This is a genomic window from Mycolicibacter sp. MU0083 (assembly GCF_963378075.1).
GTDB lineage: Bacteria > Actinomycetota > Actinomycetes > Mycobacteriales > Mycobacteriaceae > Mycobacterium > Mycobacterium kokjensenii.
Window position 1 is genome coordinate 2,198,871 of record NZ_OY726394.1, and the last position, 15,339, is coordinate 2,214,209.

The 15,339-nt window shown below is 66.0% G+C and carries 11 protein-coding genes and 1 pseudogene; 6 read left to right on the forward strand and 6 right to left on the reverse strand.

Annotated features, from left to right (window positions below):
- Positions 1-148: 148 nt before the first annotated feature.
- From RCP38_RS10205 to RCP38_RS10215, 3 genes are all read right to left on the reverse strand, one after another.
- Positions 149-622: a hemerythrin domain-containing protein gene (locus tag RCP38_RS10205; protein ID WP_308472872.1), complete on the reverse strand. Its 474-nt coding sequence runs from the start codon at positions 620-622 to the stop codon at positions 149-151.
- Positions 623-703: 81 nt separating this feature from the next.
- Entirely contained in the window at positions 704-3,727 is a 3,024-nt protein-coding gene (locus RCP38_RS10210) for an MMPL/RND family transporter (protein WP_373692335.1), read from the reverse strand.
- A 75-nt stretch (positions 3,728-3,802) separates the two neighbouring features.
- Positions 3,803-5,290 carry a flavin-containing monooxygenase gene (locus tag RCP38_RS10215; protein ID WP_308472873.1) on the reverse strand — a complete coding sequence of 496 codons (1,488 nt, stop codon included), beginning with the start codon at positions 5,288-5,290 and terminating at the stop codon, positions 3,803-3,805.
- Between the two features lie 335 nt (positions 5,291-5,625).
- Here RCP38_RS10215 and RCP38_RS10220 point away from each other — a divergent pair, with 335 nt between their 5' ends.
- From RCP38_RS10220 to RCP38_RS10240, 5 genes are all read left to right on the forward strand, one after another.
- Complete coding sequence (locus tag RCP38_RS10220) at positions 5,626-6,609, forward strand: AurF N-oxygenase family protein (RefSeq protein WP_308477178.1); 984 nt, start codon at positions 5,626-5,628, stop codon at positions 6,607-6,609.
- 97 nt (positions 6,610-6,706) lie between these two features.
- On the forward strand, positions 6,707-7,474 hold the full coding sequence (locus RCP38_RS10225; RefSeq protein ID WP_308477180.1) for a phthiotriol/phenolphthiotriol dimycocerosates methyltransferase: 768 nt from the start codon (positions 6,707-6,709) through the stop codon (positions 7,472-7,474).
- A 198-nt stretch (positions 7,475-7,672) separates the two neighbouring features.
- On the forward strand, positions 7,673-8,995 hold the full coding sequence (locus RCP38_RS10230) for a cytochrome P450 (protein WP_308472874.1): 1,323 nt from the start codon (positions 7,673-7,675) through the stop codon (positions 8,993-8,995).
- Entirely contained in the window at positions 8,992-9,822 is an 831-nt protein-coding gene (locus tag RCP38_RS10235) for an SDR family oxidoreductase (RefSeq protein ID WP_308472875.1), read from the forward strand. The genes RCP38_RS10230 and RCP38_RS10235 overlap by 4 nt, the downstream gene beginning before the upstream one ends.
- A gap of 70 nt (positions 9,823-9,892) precedes the next feature.
- Positions 9,893-10,705 carry a phthiotriol/phenolphthiotriol dimycocerosates methyltransferase gene (locus RCP38_RS10240; protein WP_373692508.1) on the forward strand — a complete coding sequence of 271 codons (813 nt, stop codon included), beginning with the start codon at positions 9,893-9,895 and terminating at the stop codon, positions 10,703-10,705.
- Between the two features lie 48 nt (positions 10,706-10,753).
- Here RCP38_RS10240 and RCP38_RS10245 read toward each other — a convergent pair whose 3' ends face one another.
- Positions 10,754-11,539, reverse strand: a complete 786-nt coding sequence (locus RCP38_RS10245) for an alpha/beta hydrolase (protein ID WP_308477182.1) — start codon at positions 11,537-11,539, stop codon at positions 10,754-10,756.
- Positions 11,540-11,614: 75 nt separating this feature from the next.
- Positions 11,615-12,427 (reverse strand): annotated as a pseudogene (locus RCP38_RS10250) (SDR family NAD(P)-dependent oxidoreductase); the annotation flags it as partial.
- 156 nt (positions 12,428-12,583) lie between these two features.
- Between RCP38_RS10250 and RCP38_RS10255 the strand changes: the two are divergent.
- Entirely contained in the window at positions 12,584-13,654 is a 1,071-nt protein-coding gene (locus RCP38_RS10255; RefSeq protein WP_308472877.1) for a PE-PPE domain-containing protein, read from the forward strand.
- A gap of 81 nt (positions 13,655-13,735) precedes the next feature.
- Here the strand turns inward: RCP38_RS10255 and RCP38_RS10260 are convergent, their stop codons facing one another.
- Positions 13,736-15,202 (reverse strand): hypothetical protein, encoded by a 1,467-nt coding sequence (locus RCP38_RS10260; protein WP_308472878.1) that lies wholly within the window; start codon positions 15,200-15,202, stop codon positions 13,736-13,738.
- Between the last annotated feature and the right edge of the window lie 137 nt (positions 15,203-15,339).

Below are 15,339 nucleotides of genomic sequence, written 5' to 3' on the forward strand. Positions count from 1 at the left end.
AGCGGTGCCGCGTGCGGCAGGCCACAACTTCCGCCCCGGTCGATGTGGCGTTGTGCCCGCGGGCGTTATCCGGAAGACGGTGCATCCAGGCCGACTCCGCGCAGTTGGCCGGGGCCGGCGGCCTGGATCCACGACTGACCTCGACGGCTCAGGCCGCGGCCTTCGCGCAGGTCCACCCCTCGGGCATCCGGCCGTGGGCCAGGAACTCGGACAGCTCGGCGGCCTGCTCTGTCGAGAGCCCGGTATCGGCAGCCGGGTAGACCACCGGTTCCTCCACCTTGTTGTGGTCCACCAGCAGTTCCTGCAGACGCAGGCACTGCGACCGCAGCGAGTCACGGTCTGCGCCGTCTCCCAGTAGCGCGTCGAGCGTGCCCATGGTGCGCCAGATCTCGCCGTGGCCGCGGATCATGCCGAATACCGCCATCATGTGGGTGCCCTTGCTGATCGGCGGGAACAACAGCTGTTCCTCCAGGTAGATGTGCCGGCGCAGCGTGGTCAGCGTGGTGGTGATCCCGTCGGCGTCGAGGGTCCCGGAATCGAGCTTTTCCAGGAAGTCGCCGATTCCGGCGTCGATCTGCATGTGCTCGCGTTCCAGTGCTGCGGACAGGGTTCCCTCGGACATCACGCACCGCCCCTCAGACGTATTTCTACAACGTGGACTTGTCAAAAATAGTCCACCGGTGGTGCGGCGGCCAATACCCGATCAGCGACCGCTCTCGTCCTCTGCGGGCGGGGCGGCCCTGCGCAGTTCGGTGGTCCCGTCGCCAACCCCCGCGCCCGGGCGACCGGACAGTTCGGGGAAGGCGCTGGCCACCATGTCCTCGAAGGCCCGGTCGTGTCCGGCACTCGCAGGAACCGCGGACGCCCCGGACGCCGCGGGCGCTGCCGCTGCCGGTACCGCGACACGTGGTGCCCGCGCCGGCCGCACCCGCACGTTCAGCGGCCACCAGAACCACCGGCCCAGCAGTGCGGCCGTCGACGGCATCATGAAGGACCGCACCACCAGGGTGTCGAACAGTAGGCCCAGCCCGATCGTGGTGCCCACCTGGCCCACCACCCGCAGGTCGCTGACGAGCATGGAAGCCATGGTGAAAGCGAACACCAGACCGGCTGCCGTGACGACCTTGCCGGTGCCGCCCATGGTCCGGATGATGCCGGTCTTCAGTCCGGCCCCCATCTCCTCCTTGAATCGGGCGACCAGCAGCAGGTTGTAGTCACATCCCACCGCGAGCAGGATGATCACCGACATCACCATCACCAGCCAGTGCAGGTGGATGCCGAAGATGTACTGCCACAACAACACCGACAGCCCGAATGAGGCACCCAGCGACGCCAGCACCGTTCCGACGATCACCACCGACGCGACGAAGCTGCGGGTGATCAGCAACATGATGATGAAGATGATCGCCAACGACGTGATCCCTGCGATCAGCAGGTCCAGGTCCGCGGTGCCCTGAAGATCGTTGAACAGGGCCGCGGTGCCGGCGACGTAGACCTTGGCGCTCGACAGCGGCGTGCCCTTCAGCGACTCGGTGGCCGCCTTCTTGATCACATTGACCCGGGCCATGCCCTCCGGGGTCGCCGGGTAACCGTCGTGGGTGATGAAGAAGCGTGCGGCATGCCCGTCCGGTGATAGGAACAGTTGGATCACCCGTTTGAAATCGGGGTTGTCGAACGCCTCGCGGGGCAGGTAGAACGAGTCGTCGCTCTTCGCGGCGTCGAAGTCCTGGCCCATCGCCGCCGAGTCGCCGCCGACCTCCTCGACCTGGGCCACGATGCCCGACATGGTGCTGTGCAGGGTCAGCATCATGGTCTGCAGGCTGCGCAACGCACCGATCTGGGCCGGCATCATCGCCAGCAACTGCGGTGTCACCGCGTCGATATTGCTCATGTCGGGCGCCAGCTCGCTGATCTTCTCGGTCAGCAGGGTGGTGCCGTCCATCGACGCGTACGCCGCCCGCAGCGACATGCAGGTCTGGTCGTTACGGCAGTTCTGCTGTGTCTCAACGGATTCGCGTAGCGACTTGGAATTCTCGTTGAGTTCGTTGATGTTGCCGCGCACCTGTTGCGCCAGGTCCATCGCCTCCTGGGAGACACCGGCCGCGTGATGGGTGTTGTTGCCCAGCTCCTGCATCAACCCGTACATCCGCTGCAACGAGGCGACCGTCTCCTCGAGGTCGTCGGCCTGCTTGCGCATATCGGCCACCCGGCTCTTGACGAAGTCGAGGTTCTGCATCTGCCCGGCGTTCTGCATGCTGAGCAGGAACGGGATCGAGGTGTGCCCGAGCGGGGTTCCCTCCGGCCTGGTGACCCCTTGCACCATCGCGACGCCCTCGACCGCGAAGACGCTTTTCGCCAGCTTGTTCAACACCAGGAAATCGGCGGAGTTGCGCATGTCGTGATCGGATTCGATCAACAACACCTCCGGCAGCAACCGTGCCTCCGGGAAGTGCCGCGACGCGGCCGCCCAACCGAGGTTGGCCGGGGTGTCCTGCGGAATGAACGACGGATCCTTGTAGCTGACCTGGTAACCGGGCAGCGCCAGCAGGCCGATCAGGGCGACCGCGCCGGCGGCCACGAAGATCGGCCCGGGCCAGCGTACGATCGCGGTGCCGACCTTGCGCCAGCCCCGATCGGACATCTTGCGCCGGGGCTCGAGCATGCCGCGGCGAGTGGCCACGGCCAGCACCGCCGGAACCAGGGTCAGCGCGATCGCGACGGCCACCAGCATGCCGACCGCGCACGGCAGGCCCATGGTCTGAAAGACCGGCAACCGGGTAAAACTCAGGCAGAAAGTGGCGCCGGCGATGGTCAGCCCCGATGCCAGCACCACGTGGGCGACCCCGCGGTAGGTGGTGAAGTACGCCGTCACGGGATCCTCACCGGCATGGCGGGCCTCGTGGTAGCGGCCGATGAAGAAGATCCCGTAGTCGGTACCGGCGGCGATCGCCAGCGTCACCAGGATATTGATGGCAAACGTGGACAGCCCGATCCAGCCGTTGTCCGCCAGGAACGCCACGATGCCGCGGGCGGCGGCCAATTCCACGCCGACCACGGCCAGCAACAGCGCGACGGTGCCGACCGACCGATAGAGCAGCAACAGCATCAGCGAGATGACCGAGACGGTGGCCACCAGGATCTTCAGCACGGCACGGTCACCGCTGGTGTTCATGTCGGTGACCATCGGTGCCGGACCGGTCACATAGGCCCGCACCCCGGCCGGCGCGGGAGTGCGGCGCACGATGTCGCGGACCGCCTCCACCGAATCGTTGGCCAACGCCTCACCCTGGTTGCCGGCGAGGTTGAGCTGCACCAGCGCGGCTTTGCCGTCCGCGCTCTGCGCACCGCCCGCGGTCAGCGGGTCGCCCCAGAAGTCCTGGATGTGCTGAACGTGGGCGGTATCGGCGTTGAGCTGGGCGATCAGCTCGTTGTAGTAGTGGTGCGCGGCGTCGCCGAGCGGCTCATCGCCTTCGATGACGATCATCGCCGCACTGTCGGTATCGGATTCGGCGAAGTCGTGGCCGAGCCGGGCCATCGCCTGGATCGACGGTGAGTCCTTGGCGCTCAACGACACCGGGTGTTCCTTGGCGACCTGTTCCAACGGCGGAACGGCGATGCTCACCAGTGCCGTGAGGGCCACCCACGCCAGAATGATCGGCCACGCGAACCGTCGCACCAACCCGGCGGCGGACGACCGGTCGGCACTCTGGTGATCTGTACGCGTCACTGCCCGAGACCCCCCACCAGCCGATATGCCCAAACGATCACTGTAACCCCCTGTCCAGGACCGCAGCAGCGGAAATTATTCGATCGAATAGTCCGACAGCGGGAAATGGTCCTGCTCTTTGACCGCGCTGCGCACCGACGTCGGCCGGAAAAGCGGGGCTTCGCCGGTCTGCTGGTTGAACCAGTAGGAATTGGAGGTGGCGCAGTTGCCGCGGTGGAACACCGAACTGTCCAACAGGTCCATCATCCGTTGGTAGAACGCGGTGTTGGCGTCCTCGGTGACCTCGAAGGTCTTCGCCCCGCGACGCTGCACCTCACCGAACAGCCGCTTCATGTGCCGCGTCTGATACTCGACGGTGTTGAACCAGGACAGGCCCACCCAGGAGAACGGACTGGCCATGTTGATGAAGTTCGGGAACTGCGGCGCCGTCATGCCCTGGTAGGCCTGGAACCGCGTCTCGCGCCACCACTTGCCCAGATTGCGGCCCCCACGCCCGATGACCTCGATCGCGGGCAGGTTGCCCTCCCAGACGTCGTAGCCGGTCGCCAGCACCAAAGTGTCGATCTCACGCTTGACGCCGTCGCCCGACACGATGCCGTCGGGTTCGATCCGCTCGATCCCCTCGGTGACCAACTGCACGTTCGGCCGGGCGAACGTCGGGTAGTAGTCGTTGGAGATCGACGGCCGCTTGCAGCCGAAATCGAAATCGGGCCGCATCTTGTCGGCGAGTTCACGATTGCGCACCGCCCGTCGCCGATGCCACGCCGACTGCGCCGCCATCGCCTTGTTGAGGAACTTGAACCGTCGGTAACGCCACATCGTCAACACCATCATGAAGTCCGTGGTGTTGTCGGTCATCCACCGCACGATGCGCTGGGTGAACGGCACCCGGGCGAACATCCGCTGCACGGCCGGCGGGAACACCACGTCGGACTTCGGCGTCACCAGGATCGGGGTGCGCTGGTAGACGGTCAGATCGGCGACCTCTTTGGCCAGTTCCGGGATCACCTGGATACCGGTGGATCCGGTTCCGATGATGGCGGCCCGCCGGCCCGCCATCGAATAGTCGTGGTCCCAGGACGCGGTGTGCACCAGGTGCCCGGCGAACGTCTCGATGCCCGGGATGTCCGGGATCTTGGGCTGGCACAGGAATCCGGTGGCGACGATCAGGAACTGCGATGTCAACGTCTCGCCGCCGGCCAACGATGTGCGCCACACCTTGGCATCGTCGTCCCACTGGGCGCCCTCGACGGTGGTGTTGAAACGCATGAAGCGCTCCACGTCGTATTTCTGCGCGACGTGCTCGGCGTAGGCCTGCACCTCGTTGCCGGGGGCGAAAAGTCTCGACCAATAGGGATTCGGCTCGAACCAATAGGAATAGGTGGTCGAGGGCTGATCGACTGAAAGTCCCGGATAATGGTTGACCCGCCACGTCCCGCCCAGGCCGTCCAACCGGTCGACGATCACGATGTTGTCGTAACCGAGCCGGTTGAGCTGGATCGCCGCTCCGATACCGCCGAAGCCCGCGCCCACGATGACCGCGTCGTACTGCTGGGTCCCCATAAGAACAACACGCTACCGCAAATGAGCAGTAGCCCCCGATCCGATAAACGGGAGCTAATTCCACCCTTTTACACCGCTAGATAAAGTGACGGCTGCCACATGGTCGCAAGATGGCAGCGATCACACTCAATCGGCGCGGGCAGCCTTAAAGTTTTGCCAATCTCCACGCTAAGATTTCGAGCGAGTCGCGGCGCCCTCGGGTGCCGGGCACACACTGGACGGGAGAGCCTTCACCGATGGCGCTATGGATCGATATCTGCATCGCGGTTACCGCGCTGGTCATCGTTTCCGTGATCACCGTTGCCGTCCGCGCGCTGGGACGCTACCGGCGCAACATGGACGTGACCGATGACGCCGAGTACACGGCGATCCTGGCCGGCCTGTCGGAGAGCTCGGTGCGTCGCCGCTTCGACCCCTTCATCGATATCGACTGGGATGCCCCCGAGCACGCCATCACCGCCGACGACCCGCGCTGGGTGCTCACCGACGACCCGTTGGGACGCACCGAGTGGTACCGCAGTCAGCCGCTGGAAAAGCAGATCGCCATCGGGATGTGGCGGCAGGCCAACATCGCCAAGGTCACCCTCCAGTTCGAGAGCATGCTGATCCGCGGGTTGGTCCAGTACGCCTCGCGGGTCCCCAACGGCTCCCCCGAACATCGCTACTGCATCCACGAGTCCGTCGAAGAATGCAACCACGTGCTGATGTTCCAGGAACTGGTGAACCGCATCGGCTACAACGTTCCCGGCATGCAGTGGTGGATGCGGTTGTTGTCCCCGCTGATGCCGCTGTACGCCGGGCCGTTCCCCAACGTGTTCTTCTTCGGCGTGCTGGCCGGCGAGGTGCCGGTGGACGTGTTGCAGACCAACGCACTGCGGATGGCCGAGACCGGCCATCCGGTGGTGAAGAAGGTGATGGCCATCCACGTCGCCGAAGAAGCGCGTCACATCTCGTTCGCGGACGCCTACCTGCGTAAGCGCGTTCCGCATGTGTGGCGGATCAACCGCCTGTGGATGTCGCTGTACGTGCCGTTCGTCATGCGACTGCTCGCCAAGCCGATGGTGACGCCGCCGAAGAGCTTCTTCCGTGAGTTCGATATCCCCCGCTCGGTCCGCAAACAGCTTGCCGCGGGTTCCCCCGAGTCCCGGCAGGCGCTGCGCGACACCTTCGCCGACATCCGGATGCTCTGCGACGACATCGGTTTGATGACCGCCGCCGGACGGTCGATGTGGCGGTTCTGCAAGATCGACGGCGTACCGGCGCGCTACCGCGGCGAGCCGCAGCGCGCGCAGGTGCCCGCCCAGCTCACCGGGGTCTGAAACAGCCGCCGGCCTGTGCCATACTTTCGGTATGGTGCTTTCCCCATCCGCGACCTTGGAAAAAGTCGGCTCCGAGCTGGTTTACCGCATCTCGGCGATGCCGCTCTACAAGAAGGCCTTCAAATACTGGTATCCGTTCATGACCAAGCGGATGGGACACGACGACGTCGTCTTCCTCAACTGGGGTTATGAGCAGGACCCGCCGCTGGGCTTGAAGCTCGATGAGTCCGACGAGGAGAACCGGTACTCGATCCAGCTCTACCACCAGACCGCCACCCAGATCGACCTGGCCGGCAAGAAGGTCCTCGAGGTCAGCTCCGGCCACGGCGGCGGCGCGTCCTTCCTGGCCCGCACGCTGGCGCCCGCGTCCTACACCGGTCTGGACTTCAACCCCGACGGGGTGGCCTTCTGCCAGAAGCGGCACCAGGTGCCGGGCCTGGAATTCGTGCAGGGCGATGCGCTGAACCTGCCGTTCCCGGACAACTCGTTCGACGCGATCGTCAACGTCGAGGCCTCCCACATCTACCCGGACTTCGCACAGTTCGTCCGTGAGGTGGGCCGCGTGCTGCGCCCGGGCGGGCACTTCCTGCACACCGACTTCCGTGCCAAGGAGGACATCGAGTCCTGGCAGCAGACCCTGCAGACCCCGCCGCTGCGGCTGGTCAACGAGCGTGACATCAGCCGCGAGGTGGTCCGCGGCCTGGCGGCGAACTCGCCGCGCTCGAACGCGTTGATCAACGAGCGGATGCCGTTCTACCTGCGCCGTTTCGCCAGGGAGTTCGCGGTGGTCGAGGGATCGCTGTTCTACCGCGACTTGGACCGCGGTGAGATCACCTACCGGATCTTCGACCTCGTCAAGGACTGAACACCGACCGGAGAAGCGCCGGGCGATCGGGATTGATATCTCGGCGCTCCGGCGCTTCTGTCGTATCGACGTCCGTTCCGGCGACGGCCGAACCCCGACTAGGGTGGCGGCGAGCCTCATTGCAGACCAATCGCGGTGCCCCGTAGCGGGTCCCAGCGCGTTCCCAACCCGACGATCGTGACGAAGGGCTTGCCAGATATGGATCAGAAGGAACTGACGCGCCGGCTGCGGTTTCGCGCCGGGCTGCTCAAGATCGGCACCGACGGACTGCGCGGAGTCATCCGGGACCGGGCGACCGCCTACCGGTATGCGGTGACCCGACACGAGACCGCGCCGTTGACCGACTTCGATCCGTTCGCGCCCGAGACCATGCGTGATCCCTACCCCGGCTACCGCACGCTGCTCAACGGCCCCAAGGTCTGGTACAGCCGCAAGCGCGGCATCTGGATCATCCCGGGCTACGACGAGGTCCGCCAGGCGTTGCGCGACGACGAGGCGTTGTCCTCGGCGGAGAGCCAGGCCCGCTTCCGGGTGCGACTGCAGACCATGAACGCCACCGACCCGCCGGTGCACACCCGGCTGCGCCGGTCGGTGTCGCGGGCGTTCACCCCGCGCGCGATGAAGTCGTGGGAGATCAACATCAACCGGGCCGCCGACGAACTGGTCGCGGCGATGATCGAACGCCGGCGTGTCGAGATCGTCGCGGACCTGGCCAAGCCACTGCCCAATCGGCTGATCACGATGATGCTGGCGATACCGCAGGAAGACCGCCACCAGTTCCTGGAATGGGCGGACACCATCAACGAGGCCGCGTTCGCACCGCTGAGCCTGCGCGGGATGGTGCTGAACATGCGCTCGAGCGACGCGGTCTATGCGATGTACCGCAGCCTCGACCCGATGATCCGGGCGCGCCGCGCCGAACCCGGCGACGACCTCATCTCGATGCTGGCCGCACCCAGCGGTGCGGACACACTCTCCGACGACGAGGTGTTCTGGACCGCGTCGATGCTCGTCGGCGCGGGCAGCGAGACGACCACCAATCTGATCTCGGGACTGTTCCTGACCCTGGCGCAGCGCCCGGACGTCTACACCCGGCTGCGCGAGCAGCCCGAGCTGATCCCCGCCGCCATCGAGGAACAGCTGCGGCTGGTCTCCCCGGTGCAGGGCTTCTACCGGACCGCGACCCGCGACTACCGGGTCGGCGAGCACACCATCCCCGCCGGCGCCCGGGTGCTGGTGCTCTATGCCGCCGGCAACCGCGACCCGCGGCACTACCCGGACCCGGATACCTTCGATCTGGACCGTAACCCGACCGATCATCTGGCGTTCGGCGGCGGCGCGCACTACTGCCTGGGCACCCACCTCACCCGCATCGAGGTGAGCCGGGTGCTGACGCAGCTGATCCCCCACGTCCAGGAGATCCGGCTGGACGGGCAGTATCGCTATCTGGTCAATGCGACCATGCGCGGGCTCGAGCACCTGCCGGTCGAACTGATACCCGCCGACGCCGGCAGTCGATGAGTGTCCGGCCGGTAGCGCTGGTCACCGGGGCGACGAGCGGGATCGGCGAGGCGACCGCACACCGGTTGTACGCCGCCGGCCACCTCGTTGTCGCGGTGGGGCGCAATCCGGAAGCACTGCAACGCCTTACCGACCGCGGCCTGATCGCCCGTGAGCTCGACATCACCGACGAGGACGCGGTCGATGCCGTCGTCGCCGAGATCACGGCCGAACACGGCGGTGTCGACGTCCTGGTCAACAGTGCGGGATTTCCACTGACCTGCCCGCTGGAGCAGTTGGCCCTCGACGACTTCCGCAGGCTCTTCGAAACGAACGTGGTGGCGACACTGCAGCTGTGCCAGGCCGTCCTGCCGGAGATGCGACGACGCGGGTCCGGCGTCATCGTCAACATCGGCAGCACCGGCGGCAGGTTCGCCAGTCCCGGCGCCGGCGGCTACCACGTGATCAAGTACGGCATGGAGGCGCTGTCGTTGTCGCTGCGCGCCGAGGTGGCGCCGTTCGGGGTGCGGGTGGTGCTGCTGGACCCGACGGCGGTGCGCACGCCGTTCGTCACCGCACAGCAGGAAGCACGACCGACCTACGCCGCCGATGACCCCTACGGCGGCTTCAAACTCCGCTACGCCGACAACACCCGGCAACTGTCCGCCAAACGCGGTGTGATGATCGAAGCCGACGATGTCGCGCGCGCCGTACTGCGCGTGGTCCGGGCCGGAAACCCCAAGCCGCGCTACGTGGTCGGGCTCTCCGGGAAAGCCACGGTGCTGGCACGGGCGTTGGTGACCGACCGGATGTGGGAACGAATCCTGATGCGCGGCTTGCGCGACTGAACGTTCGCCCCCGCCCCACCCGACCTCGGCACAATACGATAGATCGTGAGATACTTCCTCGATGCCCACGATGAACCGTCTGCTGTTCAACCCGGTTGCCCATCGCGTGATGACGACTCCGTTCGTCTACCACCTGGTGTTCACCTCGTTCGTGAACAAGCGATTCACCGCCCAGACCAAGATGCTCAGCGGTGACGACTGGCTATTCCTCAACTACGGCTACGAAGAGGACCCGCCGATGGCGGTGCCGTTGGAGCCCTCCGACGAGGCCAACCGATTCTTCATCCAGCAGTATCACCGCACCGCCGCTCAGACCGACCTGGCCGGCAAGAAGGTGCTCGAGGTCAGCTGTGGTCACGGCGGCGGCGCCTCCTATGTGGCCCGCACGTTCAAGCCCGCTTCCTACACCGGCCTCGACCTCAACGAGACCGCGATCGAATTCTGCCGGGATCGGCACAAGTTGCCCGGCATGGAGTTCGTCCAGGGCGATGCCCAGAACCTGCCCTTCGAGGACGGATCGTTCGACGTGGTGCTGCACGTGGAAGCGTCGCACCTGTACCCGAACCCGGCGCAGTTCTTCAACGGTGCGGCACGCGTGCTGGCTCCGGGCGGACATTTCCTCTACACCGACTTCCGCCGCCGCAGTGAAACGGCCCGCTGGGACGCCGAACTGGCCGCGACCGGTCTGCGACTGATCTCCGAAGAAGACATCAGCATGGCCGTATTGCGCGGTAACGAGAAGAACCTCGCCCGCAAGCAGGACATGATCGCCCACCACGGCAGCCTGGCCCGATTCGCCAGTGCCGCAACCGACTGGACCTTCAACGGCGCCCTGAAGAACGGCGAATTCGTCTACCGGCTGTACTGCTTCACCAAGGACTGACCGGGGCGGCGCGGCGGAGCGGGGAGCCTCCGGTCCCGGGTGCCGGGTCTAGAGTCCTCGCTCGCCGAGCCAGTCGTGAATCCGCTCGGCCACGTCCTCCCAGCCCGGTTCCAGCATCATGTTGTGTCCCATGTCGGGGAAGAAGACCGCCTCGGTGCCGTAGGCCCGCGCGGTGGCCCGCACTTCTTTGCAGGTGTGCGCGCCGTCCTCTTCGGCACCCAGGACCAACAGCGGCGTGCTGATCCGCTTGGGGTGCGGCAACTTGAGCATCAGGCAGTCGACACTGACCCGGGCACTGTCCTCCTGCAGTCGCGCGGCGCACTCCACGACATCGGCTTCGGGCGTGCCGGCGGAGAAGAACTTCTCCCGGGCCAGCGCGGGCGTGTTGATGTAGGGCAGTGCTCGACCGGTGATCACCATCTTGATCGCGTGCCACGGATGATTGCGCAGCCACCGCAGGCTCGATCCGTAATTGCCCTGCGGGGGAATCGAGGCCATCAGCACCCCGGCCGGCGACGGCCGGAGCTCCAGGAACTTCTGCACCACCAGTCCACCCATGGAATGCCCGATGACCACCGGGGGGACGGGCAATTCGTCGGCGACCGAGCGAACATCGTCGACGTAGTCGTCGACACTGCAGATCCGCAGCGGCTTGTCGATGGAACTGCCGCCGTGCCCCCGCAGGCTGACCGCGATCGCGCGGTATCCCTGGTCGGCGAAGTAGCTGAGGAAATGCTCGTCCCAGCACCACGCCGCATGCCACGCACCGTGGACGAACAGCAGCGGGACGGGATGCTCCGCACTGACGCAGCCTTTGTCGATCACCTCAAGCACAACACCGCTCCCCCTGTCCGGCGGTCCGCCCTTCGCCCGCCTCGCACACCGCCCGGTATTCCCCCCAACCGGGCCACGCGTCGAGCGCGGCATTCGCCGTGCCAGCAACGGTAGCAGCGGGCCGTGCGGCGCGTAACGGTACACCGCGACCAGGAGCCGGTTCATCCAGCCCGGCACCACCCGGCTTCGGCCCTTCTCCAGGCCGTCGAGCGCCGCGCGGGCGACCCGGTCCACCGGCTTCCACATCGCGGCGGGCAGCACCTCGCGGCGTTCGCCGCGGTCGAACCCGGCGGCCACATCCAGGCCGGTATCCACCGGCCCCGGACACAACAGCGTGGCGGTGACGCCGGTGCCCCGCAACTCGGTGCGCAGACTCTCGGTGTAGGAGGCCACGAAGGCCTTGGCGGCACCGTAGCTGGCCTGGCCGGGCAGCGGGCCGAAGGCGGCCACCGACGACACGTTCAGGACCGCACCGCGACCCCGCGCCACCATGCCCGGCAGAAACCGGGTGCACAGATCGACGACGGCGGCCACATCGACCTCGATCAGGCTCAGCTGATCCTGCGGCTCGGTATCGGCCACCAACCCCACGATCGCCACGCCGGCGTTGTTGACCAGGATCTCGGGCTCCACGCCGAGCGCGGCGACCCGGCCGGGCAGCGCGGCTCGCTCGGCGGCGTCGCGCAGGTCGGCCGGCACCACGTGTACCGGTCCCAGGCCGCCCGCCACCAGTTCGTCCGCCAACAACTGCAGGCGGTCGACGCTGCGCGCCACCAGCACCAACCGATGACCGCGGCGCGCCAGTTCGCGTGCCACCGCTGCGCCGATGCCCGACGATGCGCCGGTCACGATCGCCGCACGGTCACCGCCTGTAACCGGTACGCCCACGTACCCACCCTATCCTTCGGTGCACTAACGTCCGAAAAACCGTCACCGCGATGGAAGTCCGGCCCATCTTCACATATTCGCGCCCTCGACAGGCGCTGGGAATACTTTCTGTGTACGCTAACGCGGACATGTGTGCGCTATAACCGGGGGGCTTTCATGACGCATTCAAATGTTCGCTGGCTGACGGCCGGTCTGGTGGCGGGGGGCTGCGCAGGACTGATGGGGTTGACCTCGGTGCTCAACGCCGGGTTCGCGTTCGGTGCCGACACCGCTCTGATCATGGGTTCGGCCTTTCAGCCGACGCCGGCGGAGTCCTATATCGACGACGTGATGGCCGACTTCCTCAACCCGGAGAATCCCTTCGCCGGCCAGCCGACCTTCCCCGGGTACACCCCGGTGGGAGTCACGACACCGGAGACCGACTACGGCCCGGGACTCATCCAGGGTGTCGCCGACATCGACAAAGCCATCAACCAATACCTGGCGGAGGCCGGCGACAACGTCACCGTGTTCGGCTACTCGATGAGCGCCGCGGTGGCCACTCAGGAGTTGGCCGACCTGCTCGCGCTGGCCCCGGGCGAACGACCCGACCCGGACTCTTTGCAGTTCGTGTTGCTGGAGACCCTCGCCAACCCCAACGGCGGGTTCTTCACCCGGTTCGGCTCCGACATGCCGGTCGTACCGTCGGACTCGGCCTACCACACCGACATCTACAACATCGAGTACAGCGGCGCGACCGACTTCCCGAAGTATGCGCTGAACCTGCTCGCGGTGGCCAACGCGATGGCCGGCTACATCAATCTGCACCCCGCCCTGCTGCCGGGGTGGCCCACCACGTTCGACACGGAATCGATCCAGAACGCGGTGCTGCTTCCGACGGATGAGGACGGCAACGTCGACTACTACCTCATCCCCACCCAGAATCTGCCGCTGCTCGACGGTATCCGTGCCTTCCCGATCTTCGGGCCGGCGATGGCGGATCTGGTTCAGCCCGCCCTGCGGGTACTGATCGACCTCGGCTATGACCGCACCGATGCCGCCGACGTGATCACGCCGGTGTCGTGGAGCATGCCGTCGATCGACTGGGACGAGGTGTCGGAGAACCTGCAGCTCGGCTTCGAACAGGGCTGGATCGCCGCGCAGGTCGACCTGGGCATGCTGCCCGAGACCGAACTGCCGGACCTCTACCCCTACCTTCCGGACCTGTCGGGCCTCCTCGGCCTGTAGGGCGCTGCGGGCGGGAATACGCTTCGGGCCCACCGAAACCCACTGTCGAGGGTCGGCGGGCCCGAGCGCGTATCCGGGCGGCTAGATCGCCGGGTCGAGGTCGATCAGCGCGAGATCGAGATCCATCGGCACATCGCCGTCGCCCGGCACGTCGACTCCCGGACCTTCGTCGACCGGTCCGTTGTCCAGCGGTTCGTCGTCCGCTGGGGTGATGTTGAAGACGGCGTCCCAGAGTCCCTGGATGTCGAAGGGCCCGATGATCCCGATGTTGTCGGCGATGTTGAAGAAGTAGTCGCCGAGGAAATCGCGGATCTGGTCCACGGTGGGCAGGTAGTCGACGTTCTCGATCACCGAGTCCGGCGGCAGCGGGTTCTTGATGTCGAGCAGCACGGTGCCCAGGCGCCACAACCAGGCCTCGTAGGCGATGATCTCCGGGGTGGAGACGTTGGCGACGCCCGCGTCGTAGTCCGCGAGCCACTGGTCGATCACGGTGTTGCCCGGCCACAGGTCGCCGATCGCCTTGACCGCCAGGTAATAGCTGGGGGTGTTCCAGTCTTCGGGATCCCAGATGTTGCCGCCCGGCTCCAGCAGCAGGCACGGCCCCGGGCAGATCGGGCTGCCGGGGATGAACGGGTTGAACGCCACCGTGAACGAGGCGATCATCGCCTGCAGCGCACGGCCGAACTCCACTAGGCCCGGCAGTTCGAACTTGTCGGGATCGAAGGGCTGCATCAGGCTGTCGAACCAATTGATGAACGGCGTGTCGAAGTCCATCTGGTAGGACATCCCCGTCCACGGCATCATCGGGGCGTCCGGGTCGATGTTGGGGTAGTCCTCGGGATTGAAGCCGAGTTGCTCCAGGGTGCGGGTGCCCTCCCAGTAGAACTGGTCGTGGGCGAACCCGCTGCCGATCATGCCCGGGCCGTTCGGGTCGAAGTAGTAGGAGTTGCCGTTCATCATCTCCGAGAACGGCACCTGGAACCAGTTCTCGATCAGCGGGAACTTCTGCAGACCGGTGATGATCAGCAGGCTCCACAGGGTCTGGTCGATCCAGGTGAAGCCGGTGATCGGGCTCACCGGCATCGCCGGCAGGCAGTCCAGGCTCGCGCAGGTGAGGTTTATCGGGATCTCGACGTTGGCCAGCATGGACAGCTGTTGTCCCAGGCCGGGGTAGAGGAATTCGCCTTCGTGACCGGCGCCGGAGAGCTCGGGGATCGGGAAGAGGAACTGCATCACCGCTTCGAAGTGTCCGAGGTCGCCGGCGTCCTCTCCCCAGATGTTGGTGGGGCTGCCGACGAACCACGGGCTGCTGAAGAACAGCGACTTCGCCAGCGTGTCCATCGCGTGGATCTCGTTGGCCGGGATGTTGATGATGTCCTGCAGCAGGTTCAGCGGGACGTTCCACAACGATTCGCCCGCACTCAGGGTCGTCTGCAATTGGGTGGTGGCGGCCGCCGGGACGCGCGGCGCCACCGGAGTCACCGCGATGAGTCCCGCGGTGGTGACAGCCAGCCCAGCCGTGACGTACGTGCGCAAGGCTGAAACCATCCGAGGGTCCTCCAGTATGACGAAGCGTGATGAAAGCAACATGGCCGCAAGCGGTTCACGCAATCTACCAAAGCGTTTCCTGAGTGCAAGCGCAGAGTCAGCTATCGGTAAACGATATAAATCCTTCAAATGTGGCG

Bases quoted from the DNA above. Each gene is read 5' to 3' on its own strand.
- RCP38_RS10205 (WP_308472872.1), bottom strand. From the start codon at position 622: ATGTCCGAGGGAACCCTGTCCGCAGCACTGGAACGCGAGCACATGCAG.
- RCP38_RS10215 (WP_308472873.1), bottom strand. From the start codon at position 5,290: ATGGGGACCCAGCAGTACGACGCGGTCATCGTGGGCGCGGGCTTCGGC.
- RCP38_RS10220 (WP_308477178.1), top strand. From the start codon at position 5,626: ATGGACGTGACCGATGACGCCGAGTACACGGCGATCCTGGCCGGCCTG.
- RCP38_RS10225 (WP_308477180.1), top strand. From the start codon at position 6,707: ATGCCGCTCTACAAGAAGGCCTTCAAATACTGGTATCCGTTCATGACC.
- RCP38_RS10230 (WP_308472874.1), top strand. From the start codon at position 7,673: ATGGATCAGAAGGAACTGACGCGCCGGCTGCGGTTTCGCGCCGGGCTG.
- RCP38_RS10235 (WP_308472875.1), top strand. From the start codon at position 8,992: ATGAGTGTCCGGCCGGTAGCGCTGGTCACCGGGGCGACGAGCGGGATC.
- RCP38_RS10240 (WP_373692508.1), top strand. From the start codon at position 9,893: ATGAACCGTCTGCTGTTCAACCCGGTTGCCCATCGCGTGATGACGACT.
- RCP38_RS10255 (WP_308472877.1), top strand. From the start codon at position 12,584: ATGACGCATTCAAATGTTCGCTGGCTGACGGCCGGTCTGGTGGCGGGG.
- RCP38_RS10260 (WP_308472878.1), bottom strand. From the start codon at position 15,202: ATGGTTTCAGCCTTGCGCACGTACGTCACGGCTGGGCTGGCTGTCACC.